14 protein-coding genes are annotated in these 13,256 nt (G+C 68.4%); 8 read left to right on the top strand and 6 right to left on the bottom strand.

The window, feature by feature from the left end:
• Positions 1–68: 68 nt before the first annotated feature.
• The 4 genes from RS84_RS06250 to RS84_RS06235 all read right to left on the bottom strand — a co-directional run bounded on the left by RS84_RS06250 (position 69) and on the right by RS84_RS06235 (position 4,795).
• Entirely contained in the window at positions 69–1,490 is a 1,422-nt protein-coding gene (locus RS84_RS06250; protein ID WP_200891983.1) for a glycoside hydrolase family 1 protein, read from the bottom strand.
• 5 nt (positions 1,491–1,495) lie between these two features.
• Positions 1,496–2,380 carry a carbohydrate ABC transporter permease gene (locus RS84_RS06245; RefSeq protein ID WP_045256890.1) on the bottom strand — a complete coding sequence of 295 codons (885 nt, stop codon included), beginning with the start codon at positions 2,378–2,380 and terminating at the stop codon, positions 1,496–1,498.
• Positions 2,377–3,396, bottom strand: coding sequence for a carbohydrate ABC transporter permease (locus RS84_RS06240; protein ID WP_045256889.1), 1,020 nt, complete (start codon positions 3,394–3,396; stop codon positions 2,377–2,379). The genes RS84_RS06245 and RS84_RS06240 overlap by 4 nt, the downstream gene beginning before the upstream one ends.
• An 82-nt stretch (positions 3,397–3,478) precedes the next feature.
• Positions 3,479–4,795, bottom strand: a complete 1,317-nt coding sequence (locus tag RS84_RS06235; RefSeq protein WP_045256888.1) for an ABC transporter substrate-binding protein — start codon at positions 4,793–4,795, stop codon at positions 3,479–3,481.
• A gap of 192 nt (positions 4,796–4,987) precedes the next feature.
• Between RS84_RS06235 and RS84_RS06230 the strand changes: the two genes are divergently transcribed.
• From RS84_RS06230 to RS84_RS06215, 4 genes are all read left to right on the top strand, one after another.
• On the top strand, positions 4,988–5,521 hold the full coding sequence (locus RS84_RS06230) for an adenine phosphoribosyltransferase (protein ID WP_045256887.1): 534 nt from the start codon (positions 4,988–4,990) through the stop codon (positions 5,519–5,521).
• A 180-nt stretch (positions 5,522–5,701) separates the two neighbouring features.
• Positions 5,702–5,950 carry a phosphoribosylformylglycinamidine synthase subunit PurS gene (gene purS, locus RS84_RS06225; RefSeq protein ID WP_045256886.1) on the top strand — a complete coding sequence of 83 codons (249 nt, stop codon included), beginning with the start codon at positions 5,702–5,704 and terminating at the stop codon, positions 5,948–5,950.
• Complete coding sequence (purQ, locus tag RS84_RS06220) at positions 5,947–6,654, top strand: phosphoribosylformylglycinamidine synthase subunit PurQ (protein WP_045256885.1); 708 nt, start codon at positions 5,947–5,949, stop codon at positions 6,652–6,654. The genes purS and purQ overlap by 4 nt, the downstream gene beginning before the upstream one ends.
• Before the next feature lie 40 nt (positions 6,655–6,694).
• Positions 6,695–7,141 (top strand): VOC family protein, encoded by a 447-nt coding sequence (locus RS84_RS06215; RefSeq protein ID WP_045256884.1) that lies wholly within the window; start codon positions 6,695–6,697, stop codon positions 7,139–7,141.
• Here the strand turns inward: RS84_RS06215 and RS84_RS06210 are convergent.
• A complete protein-coding gene (locus tag RS84_RS06210) occupies positions 7,138–7,566 on the bottom strand; it encodes a DUF1761 domain-containing protein (RefSeq protein ID WP_045256883.1) in 429 nt (142 codons plus the stop codon). The genes RS84_RS06215 and RS84_RS06210 overlap by 4 nt on opposite strands.
• Before the next feature lie 322 nt (positions 7,567–7,888).
• Between RS84_RS06210 and RS84_RS06205 the strand changes: the two genes are divergently transcribed.
• The 4 genes from RS84_RS06205 (at position 7,889) to RS84_RS06190 (ending at position 12,833) form a co-directional block, all read left to right on the top strand.
• Positions 7,889–9,550, top strand: coding sequence for a glycoside hydrolase family 13 protein (locus RS84_RS06205; protein ID WP_045256882.1), 1,662 nt, complete (start codon positions 7,889–7,891; stop codon positions 9,548–9,550).
• A gap of 121 nt (positions 9,551–9,671) precedes the next feature.
• Complete coding sequence (locus RS84_RS06200) at positions 9,672–10,679, top strand: LacI family DNA-binding transcriptional regulator (protein WP_045256881.1); 1,008 nt, start codon at positions 9,672–9,674, stop codon at positions 10,677–10,679.
• 74 nt (positions 10,680–10,753) lie between these two features.
• On the top strand, positions 10,754–12,115 hold the full coding sequence (locus RS84_RS06195) for a TrkH family potassium uptake protein (RefSeq protein ID WP_045256880.1): 1,362 nt from the start codon (positions 10,754–10,756) through the stop codon (positions 12,113–12,115).
• A 22-nt stretch (positions 12,116–12,137) separates the two neighbouring features.
• Positions 12,138–12,833, top strand: coding sequence for a potassium channel family protein (locus RS84_RS06190; RefSeq protein WP_200891982.1), 696 nt, complete (start codon positions 12,138–12,140; stop codon positions 12,831–12,833).
• Between the two features lie 57 nt (positions 12,834–12,890).
• On the opposite strand, the gene RS84_RS06185 is transcribed toward RS84_RS06190, so the two are convergent.
• The gene (locus RS84_RS06185; RefSeq protein WP_235281401.1) at positions 12,891–13,238 is read right to left on the bottom strand and encodes an ArsR/SmtB family transcription factor; all 348 of its coding nucleotides are present in this window, start codon (positions 13,236–13,238) and stop codon (positions 12,891–12,893) included.
• Between the last annotated feature and the right edge of the window lie 18 nt (positions 13,239–13,256).

The following is a 13,256-nucleotide window of genomic DNA, read 5'->3' as shown; positions in this document are numbered from 1 at the left end:
CGAATCGCGTGCACGCGGCATCCGCTCCTCCGAAAGGTCCGTGGTCCGAGAAGAACCACCGGACCTGCTCAGAGAGCGCGAGCCGCGATGATGCGAGCGTACTCCCGGCCGGAGTCCTTCACCGTGCGCTGCTGGGTGTCGTAGTCGACGCGCACGATGCCGAAGCGCTTGTCGTAGCCCCACGCCCACTCGTAGTTGTCGAACAGCGACCAGTAGAAGTAGCCGCGCACGTCGACCCCGGCCTCTGCAGCGTCGAGCACGGCACCCAGGTGCAGCCGCAGGAACTCGGCTCGATCGGCGTCGTGCACCTGCCCGTCGGATGCGACCACATCGTCGTACGCGGCGCCGTTCTCGGTCATGTACAACACGGTGCCCGCGGGCTGCGCGTACTCGTCCCAGACCCGGTGGAGCAGCCGTGTGAGGCCCTCGGGCTGCACCTCCCAGTTCTGCGCGGTGCGGGGCAGACCCCGCTCGACCGAGTGGATGCCCGCATCCGAGGGATAGGGACTGCGGCCAGGGCGTGTCGTCGCCGGTCCGCCCGACGGCGGCGCCGTCTCCGGCACCTGGCCCGCCACGAGGTCGCCGTGGTAGTAGTTGACTCCCTGCGTGTCGATGGGCTGCGCGATCGTCGCGAGGTCTCCGTCGTGCACGGCCTCTTCGAAGCGGCGCACTGCCTCGGCGTCCACCGCTCTGACGTCTTCGACGATGTCCGCCGGGTACTCCGCCCGATAGATCGGGTCGAGGAACCAGCGGTTGAACTGCCCGTCGACGCGGCGAGCGGCGTCGACGTCGGCGGGGTTGCGGGGGTCGGCCGGGTCGGCCACCGTGTGGTTCAGCGTGATGCCGAGGTTCAGCGATGCATCGCGCGAGCGCAGCTCTCGCACTGTCGCGCCGTGCGCGAGCAGCAGATGGTGCGAGGCGAGCAGCCCTTCGGCGATGCTCGTGTGACCGGGCGCGTGCTCGCCGCCTGTATAAGAGAGGAACGACGCGCACCACGGTTCGTTCAGCGTGGTCCACACGTTCACACGGTCCCCGAGCGCGTCGTGCATGGTGCCCGCGTACTCGACGAAGCGGTCTACCGTGTCGCGACTGGTCCAGCCGCCGACCTCCTGCAGCGCCTGCGGCATGTCCCAGTGGTACAGGGTCAGCCAGGGCAGGATGCCGGCGCCGAGCAGCTCGTCGACCAGCCGCTTGTAGAAGTCGACGCCCTTCTCGTTGACCGCGCCGCCGTCTGGGCGCACCCGCGACCACGAGGTCGAGAAGCGGTAGGTCTGCAGGCCGAGCTCCTTCATGAGCGCGACGTCCTGCGGGTACCGGTGGTAGTGATCGCACGCCACGTCACCGTTGTCGCCGCCGATCACGGCCCCCGGGACACGCGAGAACTCGTCCCAGATGGATGCCGTGCGCCCGTCTTCGAAGGCCGCACCCTCGATCTGGTAGGCCGCGGTCGCGGCGCCGAACAGGAAGTCCTTGGGGAAGGGGCGGGTCATAGGGGTCATCCTTTCACCGCGCCGGCCATGATTCCACTGACGAGCTGCTTGCCGGCGACGACGAACAGCACGAGCAGCGGAAGCGTGGCGAGCACGGCTCCTGCGAGCACGATCGAGTAGTCCACGTAGAAGCCCGACTGCAGCTGGCTGAGCGCGGTCTGCAGCGTGGGGTTCTGCGGGGAGAGCACGATGAGCGGCCACAGGTAGTCGGTCCACGCCGTCATGAAGGTGAACAGGCCCAGAATCGCCATCGCCGGGCGCGCGGCGGGGACGCCGACGGTCAGGAAGGTGCGGAACTGGTTCGCGCCGTCCATGCGCGCCGCCTCGATCAGCTCGTCGGGGATCACGTCGACGAGGTACTGGCGCATAAAGAAGACGCCGAACGCTGTGACCAGGGTCGGCACGATCACCGCCCCGATCGAGCCCGTCCAGCCGAGCTGGCGCATGAGCATGAACAGCGGGATGATGCCCAGCTGGGTCGGGATCGCCATCGTCACGATCACGAACACCATGAGCCCGTCGCGTCCCTTGAAGCGCAGCTTCGCGAACGCGTAGCCGGCGAGGGTCGAGAACGTCACGACCGAGATCGTGATGATGGCCGAGATCAGGATCGAGTTGCCGAGCGCCTTCCAGAACGGGATGGCGTCGAGCACCTTGGCGGCGTTCGCGAGGAAGTTGCCGCCAGGGATCAGGGGCAGAGTCTCGCCGCGGGTTGAGTTCGTGCCGCTCGCGACCACGAACGACCACCACAGCGGGTACGCGCTGCCGAGCAGGAAAGCAGTGAGCAGGCCGTAGGTGAGGAATCCGGGGCGGCTGCCTATGCCGGCGGTGCCGCTCTGGCGGCTGCGGCGGATGCGCTCGGGGACGCTGAGGGCCTGGGTGGCGGTCATCGGACGCGCTCCTTCCGGCGGCGCTTCGGCGCATCTCCGGTGGAGATGCTGCGGGAGATGAGGAAGTTGATGAGCCCGATGCCGACGATCAGCACGAACAGGAGGATGGCGACGGCGGATGCCTCGCCGAGGTTGCGGCGGAAGAACGCCAGCTCCCACAGGAACAGCACGGTGGTCTGGAACTGCCGCTCGCTGCCGCCGATGCCGCCGGCCGTCGACACGTCGAACAGGCGCGGCTCGGCGAAGATCTGCAGGCCGCCGATCGTCGCCGTGATGATCACGAAGATCAGGGTGGGGCGGATGCTGGGGATCGTGATCGAGAAGAACCGGCGCGCGGCGCCCGCGCCGTCGATCGCGGCGGACTCGTACAGGTCGCGCGGCACCGCCTGCATGGCGGCGAGCAGGATCAGGGCGTTGTAGCCGGTCCAGCGGAAGTTCACCATGGTCGCGATCGCGATGTGCGACAGGAAGGTGTTGTGCTTCCACTCCTGGTCGACGATGCCGATCAGGTTCAGCAGATTGTTCGCGAGACCGTCGGCCTCGTTGAAGATACTCGAGAAGATGATGGCGGTGGCCACCGGGGTCACCACGAACGGGATCAGCACGCTCATCCGCCAGAACGACGGGGCGCGCAGGCCCTGGTCGAGCAGGTACGCGATCACGAGAGCGACGGCCAGCTGCGGGATCGCCGAGAGCAGGAAGATGCTCAGGGTGTTGCCGATCGAGTTCCAGAACATGCCGTCGCCCAGGATCTCGGTGAAGTTCGACAGGCCGACGAAGCCGCCCTCGCCTTTCAGCAGATCCCAGTCGTGCAGGGCGACCCACACCGTGTACAGCAGCGGGAACAGGCCGATCAGCCCGAACAGCAGGAAGAACGGCGAGACGTAGAGGTACGGCGAGCCCTTCTGATCGATGCGCGAGAGGCGATGCCGCCACGACGACTTCGAGGCGGCACCCGCGCTCCTGCTCTTCAGCGGAGCGGATGCCGTCGCCCGCTGCTCTTCGGTGAGAGTCATGCGTGTTCCTTCACTCGGGGTGGCGTGCTTCGACAGGCTCAGCAACCCAGGAATGGGTCCCTGAGCCTGTCGAAGGGTCGGCTCAGTTGGTCGGGACGAGCTCGTGCAGGAGGCCGATCGCCTGGTCCCAGGCGCCCTTGGTGTCGGTCTCGCCGCGGTCGAGCGCGGTGATGGCCGGGCCGAACACGTTCTCCTGGATCACGGAGTCGTCAGCGCCCTTGTACTGCGCGACGACGCCCTTGGCCCGCTCGGCGAGGATCGCGCCGGTGGGCGCCCCGTTGAAGATCTCGTTGGGCGTGGCCTCTTCGGCCAGCGTCTGCTGAGCCTTGATCGTGGAGGGGAAGTTGCCGGCCGCGGCCGACTGCTTCACCTGCTGCTCGGGCTGGGTCAGCCAGTCGGCGAGCTCGGCGGCCGCCTTCTTGTGCTCGGAGCTCTCGGGAATCGACAGCCACGCGCCGCCCCAGTTCACTGCACCGCCGGGGAACGCGTCGGCGAAGTCCCAGCCGGTCGAGGCGTCACCGCCGCCCGACTCGAGCTTGCCCTGCACGACGCCCAGCATCCATCCGGGGCAGACCATCGTGGCGAACGTGCCGTCGACGAACGACTTGCCGCCGTTCCAGTCCCACTGCGTCTCGGCAGCGGAGAGCCCGCCTTCGGCTGCGGCGCCCAGCTGCTCGAAGCGCTTCTTGAGCTCGGCGTTGCCCTCGACGTTGAGCTTGCCGTCGGAGGTGTAGTAGCCCTCGTCGAGCTGGTTGACCATCGAGTTCCAGACGAAGCCGGACTGGTCGAACCAGGCCTTGCCGGTCTTGGCGGTGTACTCGGCGCCGACGGCGAAGTAGTTGTCCCAGTCGCCGTCGAGCAGCTTCGCGACCGACTCGCGGTCGCTGGGGAGACCTGCGGCCTCGAACGCCTTGGTGTTGTAGCAGATGCCCGAGGGGCCGACGTCGGTGCCGTAGCCGATCACGCGGCCGTCGGGGTCGGTCGCCTGGTCGTACTTCCAGTCGAGCCAGTCGCCCTTGCGGTCTTCGATCCCGTAGTCGCGCAGGTCGACGAACGTGTCGGACACGTCCATGATGGCGCCGAGCCAGCCTTCCTCGATCGCGACGACGTCGCTGAGGCCGGAGCCGGCGGCGATCTTCGTGAAGGCGTCGGTGCGGGCGTTGCCGCCGGTGTCGATGTTCGTGGCCTCGATGGTCACGTTCGGGTGGAGCTTCTCATACTCCTTGTAGAGGTCGTCATAGCCGAAGGTGCCGAAGGTGGTCACGGTCAGCGTGACCTTCTCGTCGGCCCCGTCCGCGCTGTCTCCGGCGCCGGGTGAGGCGCAGCCGGCGAGGGCGATGGCGGAGACGGATGCCGCGGCAGCAGTCGCCAAGAGGCGTCGGCGGGCACGTGTGTTCACAGGTCACTCCTTTGTGCAGGTCGTGCGGTGGATGGTGCGTTCGGGGTGTCATGGGAGCGCTCCCATGAACTGTTGAGCACCCTATGGGAGCGCTCCCACGCGTGTCAAGCGACCTACCCCGCCACAGACCGCGGAGGTACTCCGGCCGGCACTCTGAACCTGTCGATCCCGAAGGCGGCGTACCCTTGACCGGTGCCCGAAGCCGAACTCTCCCCCGCCCTCGTCCGCGCCGAATCGCTGATCCGCTCGATCCCGGACTACCCCGAACCCGGCATCGTCTTCCGCGACATCACGCCGCTGCTGGCGGATGCAGAGGCGCTGCAGGCGACCACCGAGGCGATCATCGCCCCGTTCGCCGGCCAGTTCGACGTGGTCGCAGGCATCGAGGCGCGCGGGTTCATCCTCGCCGGAGCCGCGGCGATCGCGGCCGGCGTCGGGCTCATCCCGATCCGCAAGGCGGGCAAGCTGCCGCGGCCCGCGGCATCCGTCGACTACGCCCTCGAGTACGGCACCGCGACCATCGAGATGCACGACGATCTGCCCGCCGGATCCCGCGTGCTGCTCATCGATGACGTGCTCGCCACCGGCGGCACCCTCGCCGCCGGACGCGAGCTCGTCGAGCGACTGGGCAGCCACGTGATCGGCATCTCGGTGCTGTTCGAGATCGACGGCCTCGGAGGCCGCGACGCGATCGGCGACCTGCACACCGTCTTCCACGCCTCCTGACGCCGCCAGCCGGGGCTCGTCGAGTTCACGTGCACTCGACGAGTGCACGGCATCCGCCCGGTAGCGCGCCGTGCACTCGGCGGCAAACCGTGCGGTCGGTGACCGTCGAGCTCGCGTAAGTCGACGTGCGCAAGCCGGTAGACTGGTGCCGCCCGTCTGCCTGTGAGTCCTGGAGCGTTCATGCCCACCATCGTCGTCGACGTCATGCCCAAGCCCGAACTGCTCGACCCGCAGGGGAAGGCCGTGTCCGGCGCATTCGCGCGTCTGGGCGTCGAGGGCTTCTCCGATGTCCGCATCGGCAAGCGCTTCGAGCTCACCGTCGAGGGCGAGGTCACCGACGAGGTCCTCGCCGAGGCCAAGCGCATCGCAGACGAGGTGCTCTCCAACTCCGTGATCGAAGACGTCGTCGGCATCGAGGTCGCCGAGTGAGCGTTCGCATCGGGGTCATCACCTTCCCCGGTTCGCTCGACGACCGCGACGCGCAGCGCGCCGTGCGCATCGCCGGCGCCGAGCCCGTCGCCCTGTGGCACGGCTCCCACGACCTCGAGGGCGTCGACGCGCTCGTGCTCCCCGGCGGCTTCAGCTACGGCGACTACCTGCGCGCCGGAGCGATCGCCGCGCTGTCGCCGATCATGGCCGAGGTGAAGGAAGCCGCAGCCAAGGGCATGCCGATCCTCGGCATCTGCAACGGATTCCAGATGCTCGTCGAGGCGCACCTGCTTCCCGGCGGTCTGATCCGCAACGACCACCAGCACTTCGTGCGTCGCGACCAGAAGCTCACGGTCGAGAACTCCGACACGGCGTGGACGAACACGTTCCGCCGCGGCCAGGAGATCGTCATCCCGCTGAAGAACGCCGACGGCGGCTACATCGCCGACGAGGAGACGCTCGACCGGCTCGAGGGCGAGGGCCTGGTCGCATTCCGCTACGCGGGCGTCAACCCGAACGGATCGCTGCGCGACATCGCCGGTCTCACGAACGAGGCGGGCAACGTGGTGGGCCTGATGCCGCACCCGGAGCACGCCACCGAGCCCGGCTTCGGCCCCGACACCGCAGCCGCCATGCGCTCGGGCGTCGACGGGCTCGGCTTCTTCGCCAGCGCGATCGCCGCTGTCGCGCGCGTCGCGGCGTAAGCCCCTTTCCGCCGCTGCGGCGGCGTACTAGCATCCGAGCATGCCCATCGCACTGGAGAACGTCGGCATCGCCGTGCGCGATCTCGACGAGGCCGTCTCCTTCTTCACAGACCTCGGCCTCACGGTTCTCGGTCGCGACGAGGTGAGCGGCGAGTGGGCCGATACCGCGGTCGGTCTCGACGGCAACCATGCGAAGATCGCAGTGCTGCAGACACCAGACGGACGCGGCCAGCTCGAGTTCTTCGAGTACATCCATCCGGACGCGATCGAGACCGAGCCCACGCTGCCCAACGAGATCGGCATGCATCGCGTGGCGTTCTCCGTCGATGACATCGACGATGCGCTCGCGATCGCCGCCCGACACGGATGCCACCCGCTTCGCGGAGTCGCCACCTATGAGGACGTCTACAAGCTCACCTACCTGCGCGGTCCCAGCGGCATCCTGGTGATGTTCGCCCAGGATCTGCGCAAGGGCGCGAGCGCCTAGCCGAGCGCCGGGGGCCAGACCCCGATGATCACTGCCATCACGACGACCGTCACCAGCTCGTGCGCGATGTTCAGCGTGGTGAGCCTGGTCGAGCGCCCTTCGAAGGCGTCGTGCGTGATGAAGCGCGCGGCCGTGAACCCGGCCCACAGTGTCACCGCGGTGACGACCGCGCTCCAGAAGAACGCTCCCCCGTAGAAGTGCCAGGCGATGGCGGATGCTCCGGCGAGCACCCACGCCGTGATGAAGCTCACGATCACGGTCGTGATGATCGCCATGGTCGCGCTCGCGGCTGGGCGACCCATGTCGACGTTCGCGAGCCGCGACCAGCGCGTGCCGAACACCTTCGGGGCGTACCAGATCGAGCCGACGACCATGCTCGATGCGGTCGCGATCAGAACAGCCCAGTAGTTGATCTCGGGAACCATGGCAGCCTCCATCGGATCGGATGCCGCCACACTACTCCCCGACAGCGCCGCTCCCCCGGTAAGGCCGCGCCCCGGTGAAGCCGCACCCCGGCATCCACCGTCCGCCCCGAACCCCGCCTCCTGCGCGACCGAATCCGGGGCCGACACGCCAGAACGGGGGACGAAACGCGAAGAACGTCCCCCGATGTGGCGTGTCGGCCCCCGAAACGGGAGTGAAGCAACCCCGTGCAAGAGCGCCCGCAAACGCATCGCGCATCCGGATTCCGAACCGATTCGATTCCTGCCCTGGCGTGAGTGTAAGCGTTTGCACTAATCTGATCGCATGGCACAGCTTGAGCAGATCGCAGCCCCCGGTTCCGAGTGGTGGCGCAGCGCGGTCATCTACCAGATCTACCCCCGCTCCTTCGCCGACGCGTCCGGCGACGGCATCGGCGACCTGCCCGGCATCACGAGCCGCCTCGACTCCCTCAAGGAGCTCGGCGTCGACGCGATCTGGCTGAGCCCGTTCATGACCTCGCCGCAGCGCGATGCCGGCTACGACGTGGCCGACTACCGCGACGTCGACCCGCTGTTCGGCACGCTCGCGGACTTCGACCGCATGCTCGAGGAGTCGCACGCGCGCGGCATCCGCGTCATCGTCGACCTCGTCCCGAATCACTCCTCCGATCAGCACGTGTGGTTCCAGGAGGCGCTGAAGGCCGGCCCCGGCAGCCCCGAGCGCGCCCGTTACGTGTTCCGCGACGGCCGCGGCAAGAACGGCGAGCTCCCCCCGAACAACTGGGAGTCCGTGTTCGGCGGCGGCATGTGGGAGCGCGTCACCGAGGCGGACGGCACCCCCGGCCAGTGGTACCTGCACATCTTCGACGCCACCCAGCCCGACTTCGACTGGACCAACGAAGAGGTCAAGGAGGAGTTCCGCAGCATCCTGCGCTTCTGGCTCGACCGCGGCGTCGACGGCTTCCGCGTCGACGTGGCGCACGGCATGGTCAAGGAGGCCGGTCTTCCCGACTACGCCCCCGTCGCCGATGCCGACTCCATGGGCGGCGGCGAGGAGAACGTGCCGTACTGGGGTCAGGATGCCGTGCACGACATCTACCGCGACTGGCACAAGGTGCTCGCCGAGTACGACGGCGACCGCGCCCTGTGCGGCGAGGCCTGGCTGCCCACGCTCAAGAAGACGGCCCTCTGGGTGCGCCCCGACGAGATGCACCAGACCTTCAACTTCCCGTACCTGATGACCCCGTGGGACGCGAAGGCCCTCGGCGACGTCATCCGCGAGTCCCTCGACGAGTTCGGCGCGGTCGGCGCCCCCAGCACCTGGGTGCTGTCGAACCACGACGTCGTCCGCCACGCGACCCGTCTCGCCCTCACCGACGAGAACCCGCAGGGCGAGGGCATCGGCCCGAACACCCCGAACAAGCCCGACACGAAGATCGGCCTGGCCCGCGCCCGCGCGGCGACGACGCTCATGCTCGCGCTCCCCGGCTCCGCCTATCTGTACCAGGGCGAGGAGCTCGGGCTGCCCGAGGCGATGGAGATCCCCGACGAGTTCCGTCAGGACCCCACGTGGTTCCGCACGAACGGCGAGCGCTACGGACGCGACGGATGCCGCGTGCCGCTGCCATGGGAGGCGGATGCTCCGGCCTTCGGCTTCAACGAGACCGGGCTGTCGTGGCTGCCGCAGCCGTCCGACTGGGCGGCGTACTCCCGCGACACCGAAGAGGGCGACCCGCTCTCGACCCTGTCGCTGTACAAGGAGCTGCTGGCCGCCCGCCGCGAGCACGGATTCGGCGCGGGGTCGCTGGTGTGGGAGGACGCGGGGAAGGATGCCGTGGCGTTCCGCCGCGGCGACGTCCACGTGATCGCGAACCTCGGCACCAAGCCGCTGGCGCTGCCGGCCGGCGCCACCGTCGTGCTGAAGAGCCAGCCGTTCGGAGGCGCCGACCTCCCCGTCGACACGACCGTCTGGTACACCACGGCCTGAGCGGTCACGACCACGAGATCCTCCTTCCTGCGCGAGACCCACGTTCTGAACGCCGGTCTCGCGCAGGAAGCCGGATCTCACACGAATCCGGGGATCTCACCCGGTCTGAAGGAGAGAACTCATGGCGAGCATCGATGAAGTCGCCCGACTCGCCGGAGTCTCCACCGCCACAGTCTCGCGGGCACTGAGCGGGCGAGGGCACGTATCCGAGTCCGCGCGCGAGCGCGTGCAGGCGGCCGCCCAGTCGCTGGGCTACGTCGTCTCGTCGCGGGCATCGAGCCTGGCCTCTGGTCGCACCCGCAACATCGGCGTGATCGTGCCGTTCCTGGACCGCTGGTTCTTCAGCACCGTGCTCTCCGGCGTCTCGGCGGCGCTGATGCGCGAGGGCTACGACATCACCCTCTACAACATCACGGCCGACAAGGATGTGCGCCGGCACGTGTTCGACACGTTCCTGCGCCGCCAGCGGGTGGATGCCGTGATCGCGGTGTCGATCGAGCTCGACGACGACGAGACCCAGTACCTGCTCGATCTGGGCCTGCCCGTGATCGCGATCGGCGGGCCGAACCCGAAGCTCGACACCCTGACGGTCGACGACGTGGCGGTCGCCCAGCTCGCGACCGAGCACCTGATCGGCCTCGGCCACCGCGACATCGCGCACATCGGGGCGAACCCCGAGTTCGACCTCGACTTCCACATCCCCACCAACCGTCGGCTGGGCTTCGAGAAGGCGCTCGCCAAGGCCGGCATCCCGCTGAATCCGGCCTTTCTCGAACCCGCCGACTTCACCGTCGAGGGCGGGTACCGCGCCGCCAAGCAGCTGCTCGGTCGGCCCGGCCCTCGCCCCACAGCCGTGTTCGCAGCATCCGACGAGATGGCCATAGGGGCGATCCTGGCCGCGCGCGATCTGGGATTCGGCGTGCCGGAGGACCTCTCGATCGTCGGCATCGACGGCCACGAGCTCGGCGAGTTCTTCAAGCTCACGACAGTCGACCAGTTCCCGCTCGGGCAGGGCGAGAGAGCAGCGGATGCCGTGCTCGCGAAGCTCGCGGACGACGGCACCACGCGCGCGCCCGTAGCGCTGCCGTATGAGCTGAACGTGCGCGCCACCACGGCGCGGCTGTCATGATCGGCGCACGGACGTCGTGAGGATTCCGTGAGGATGGCGTGAGCAGCGCCCCCATTCGGCGTACTGTCGTGTGAGTGACCCTCGCAGCATCTCGCCGCAGCCGTCCTCGGCGCCGACGTCTCGCTCCGGCGCAGGTGATCGCCGGCGGCTTCGGGCTCACGATCCTGATCGGCGCGCTCCTGCTGATTCTTCCGGCATCCTCCGCAGAGGGAGTCTGGACGGGATTCCTCGACGCGCTGTTCACGTCGACGTCCGCCGTCTGCGTCACCGGGCTCATCGTCGTCGACACGGCGGTCTATTGGAGTCCGTTCGGCAAGGTCGTCATCCTCCTCCTCATCCAGGTCGGCGGACTCGGGATCATGCTCTTCGCCGCCCTGATCGGGCTGGCGCTCGCACGGCGGCTCTCGGTGCGGTCGCGCATCATCACCGGCGCCGAGACCAAGGCCGAGGGCGTGGGCGATCTGCGAGGCCTCGCTCTGGGCATCCTCGCCACGACGCTCACGATCGAAGCCGCGGTCGCCGCGGTGCTCTTCGTGCGGTTCTTGACGGGGTACGGCTACGACGTCGGCCGTGCCGCCTGGCATGCGGTCTTCCATGCCGTCTCGTCGTTCAACAACGCCGGCTTCGCGCTGTACACCGACAGCCTGATGGGGTTCGTGTCCGACCCATGGGTATGCCTGCCGATCTCGGCCGCGATCATCCTCGGAGGCCTCGGCTTCCCGGTTCTCCGCCAGCTGCGTCGCGAGCTGCGCGTGCCGCTGCACTGGACGATGAACACGCGCATCATGCTTGCGGGGACCGCCGTGCTCCTGGTCGGCGGCACCATCTACACAGCGCTGATGGAGTGGGACAACGCGGGCACCCTCGGGCCTCTCGACCCCGCCTCGCGCGTGCTCGCAGCCTTCTTCCACTCGGTGCAGGCGCGCACCGCGGGCTTCAATTCGGTCGACATCGCGCAGATGCATGACGAGACCTGGCTGGGCACCGACGTGCTGATGCTCATCGGCGGAGGTCCTGCCGGTACTGCCGGCGGGATCAAGGTCACCACGTTCGCGGTGCTCTTCTTCATCATGTGGGCGGAGCTGCGCGGCAGCAGCACCGTGAACGTGTTCGGCAAGCGCCTCTCGCGTGCGGTGCATCGCGAGGCCATCACCGTCGTGCTCGTCGCGATCGGCGCCGTCATGGCCGCGGTGATCGCCATCCTCGCCATGACCGACCTCGACCTCGATCGCGTGCTGTTCGAAGTCGTGTCGGCGTTCGGCACCGTCGGCATGTCGGCCGGCATCACCGCCGCTCTCCCCGACGCCGCGCAGATCATCCTCATACTCCTCATGTTCCTCGGCCGGCTCGGCCCGCTCACCCTGGGCACCGCCCTGGCATTCCGCGAGCGACCGGTCGCCTACGAACTGCCGAAGGAACGCCCCGCGATCGGCTGATCGCATCAGGAAAGGACTCACCGTGCCCAAGTTTCTCTCATTCGGACAGGACGCCAGGCGCATCGCCGAAGCCGACTCGGTCGCGGTGATCGGACTCGGCCGGTTCGGCACGTCGCTCGCGCTCGAGCTCATGGCCTCGGGGACCGAGGTGCTCGGCATCGACTCGGACGAGGCGATCGTCCAGTCGCTGAACGGAGAGCTGACCCAGGTCGTGCGCGCTGATTCGACGCGGCTCGATGTCCTGCAGCAGCTGGCGATCGGCGAGTTCGATCGCGTCGTGGTGGCGATCGGATCCGACATCACGGCGTCCATCCTCACGTCGTCGCTGCTCCTCCAGCTCGCGGTGCCCGTGATCTGGGCCAAGGCGATCGACGAGCGTCATGGCGCTGTGCTCGAGCAGCTGGGAGTGCACAAGGTCGTGTATCCCGAGAAGGACATGGGTCGCCGCGTCGCCCACCTGGTGCGAGGCGCTGCAGCCGACTACCTCGAGATCGACCGCGGCTACGCGATCGTGAAGACCGTCGCACCCGAGCATCTGCACGGAATCACGCTGACCGAAGGCGAGGTGCGCGCGATCCACGGCGTCACCGTCGCGGCCTACCGGCCGGCCAACGGCGAATGGCGCAATGCCGAGGCCGACACGGTTCTGCACGACGGCGACACGTTGCTCGTCGTGGGCCCGACGGCGAAGGTCGAGAAGTTCGCGCAGCTGCGCTGACGGGGCATCGTGGTTGCGGTGCAGCCGTCAGCTCGGGGCGCGTCAGCTCAGCGCGTCTCAGCTCAGCGCACGCAGCGATGCGGCCACACCCTCGAGAGCGCCGTCGGCGAGGGCGAAGTAGGCCCATTTGCCGCGCTGTTCGCGCGTGACGAGCCCCGCCTCGGCCAGCAGCTTCATGTGGTGCGACACGGTGCCCTGCGAGAGGCCGACGGGGTCGATGAGGTCGCAGATGCACGCCTCGCCTCCCTGCGTGGCCGCGATCAGCGAGAGCAGCCGGACGCGGGTCGGGTCGCTCAGCGCTTTGAAGACGTGTGCGATGCGCTCGGCCTCGTCGACCGTGACGGTCGACGTCAGCGGCGGCATGCAGCAGGACGACGTCGTGTCGATCGTCAGAGGGAGGCTCACGCATCCAGTCTGACACGT

Source organism: Microbacterium hydrocarbonoxydans, assembly GCF_000956475.1.
Lineage (GTDB): Bacteria > Actinomycetota > Actinomycetes > Actinomycetales > Microbacteriaceae > Microbacterium > Microbacterium hydrocarbonoxydans_A.
The sequence above is the reverse complement of the archived record's forward strand: the minus strand, read 5'-3'. Positions and strand labels throughout refer to the sequence as shown.

What these genes read in the sequence shown, in the direction of transcription:
- RS84_RS06250 (WP_200891983.1), bottom strand. Translation starts at nt 1,490, where the DNA reads ATGACCCGCCCCTTCCCCAAGGACTTCCTGTTCGGCGCCGCGACCGCG.
- RS84_RS06245 (WP_045256890.1), bottom strand. Translation starts at nt 2,380, where the DNA reads ATGACCGCCACCCAGGCCCTCAGCGTCCCCGAGCGCATCCGCCGCAGC.
- RS84_RS06240 (WP_045256889.1), bottom strand. Translation starts at nt 3,396, where the DNA reads ATGACTCTCACCGAAGAGCAGCGGGCGACGGCATCCGCTCCGCTGAAG.
- purS (WP_045256886.1), top strand. Translation starts at nt 5,702, where the DNA reads ATGCCCACCATCGTCGTCGACGTCATGCCCAAGCCCGAACTGCTCGAC.
- RS84_RS06215 (WP_045256884.1), top strand. Translation starts at nt 6,695, where the DNA reads ATGCCCATCGCACTGGAGAACGTCGGCATCGCCGTGCGCGATCTCGAC.
- RS84_RS06210 (WP_045256883.1), bottom strand. Translation starts at nt 7,566, where the DNA reads ATGGTTCCCGAGATCAACTACTGGGCTGTTCTGATCGCGACCGCATCG.
- RS84_RS06205 (WP_045256882.1), top strand. Translation starts at nt 7,889, where the DNA reads ATGGCACAGCTTGAGCAGATCGCAGCCCCCGGTTCCGAGTGGTGGCGC.
- RS84_RS06200 (WP_045256881.1), top strand. Translation starts at nt 9,672, where the DNA reads ATGGCGAGCATCGATGAAGTCGCCCGACTCGCCGGAGTCTCCACCGCC.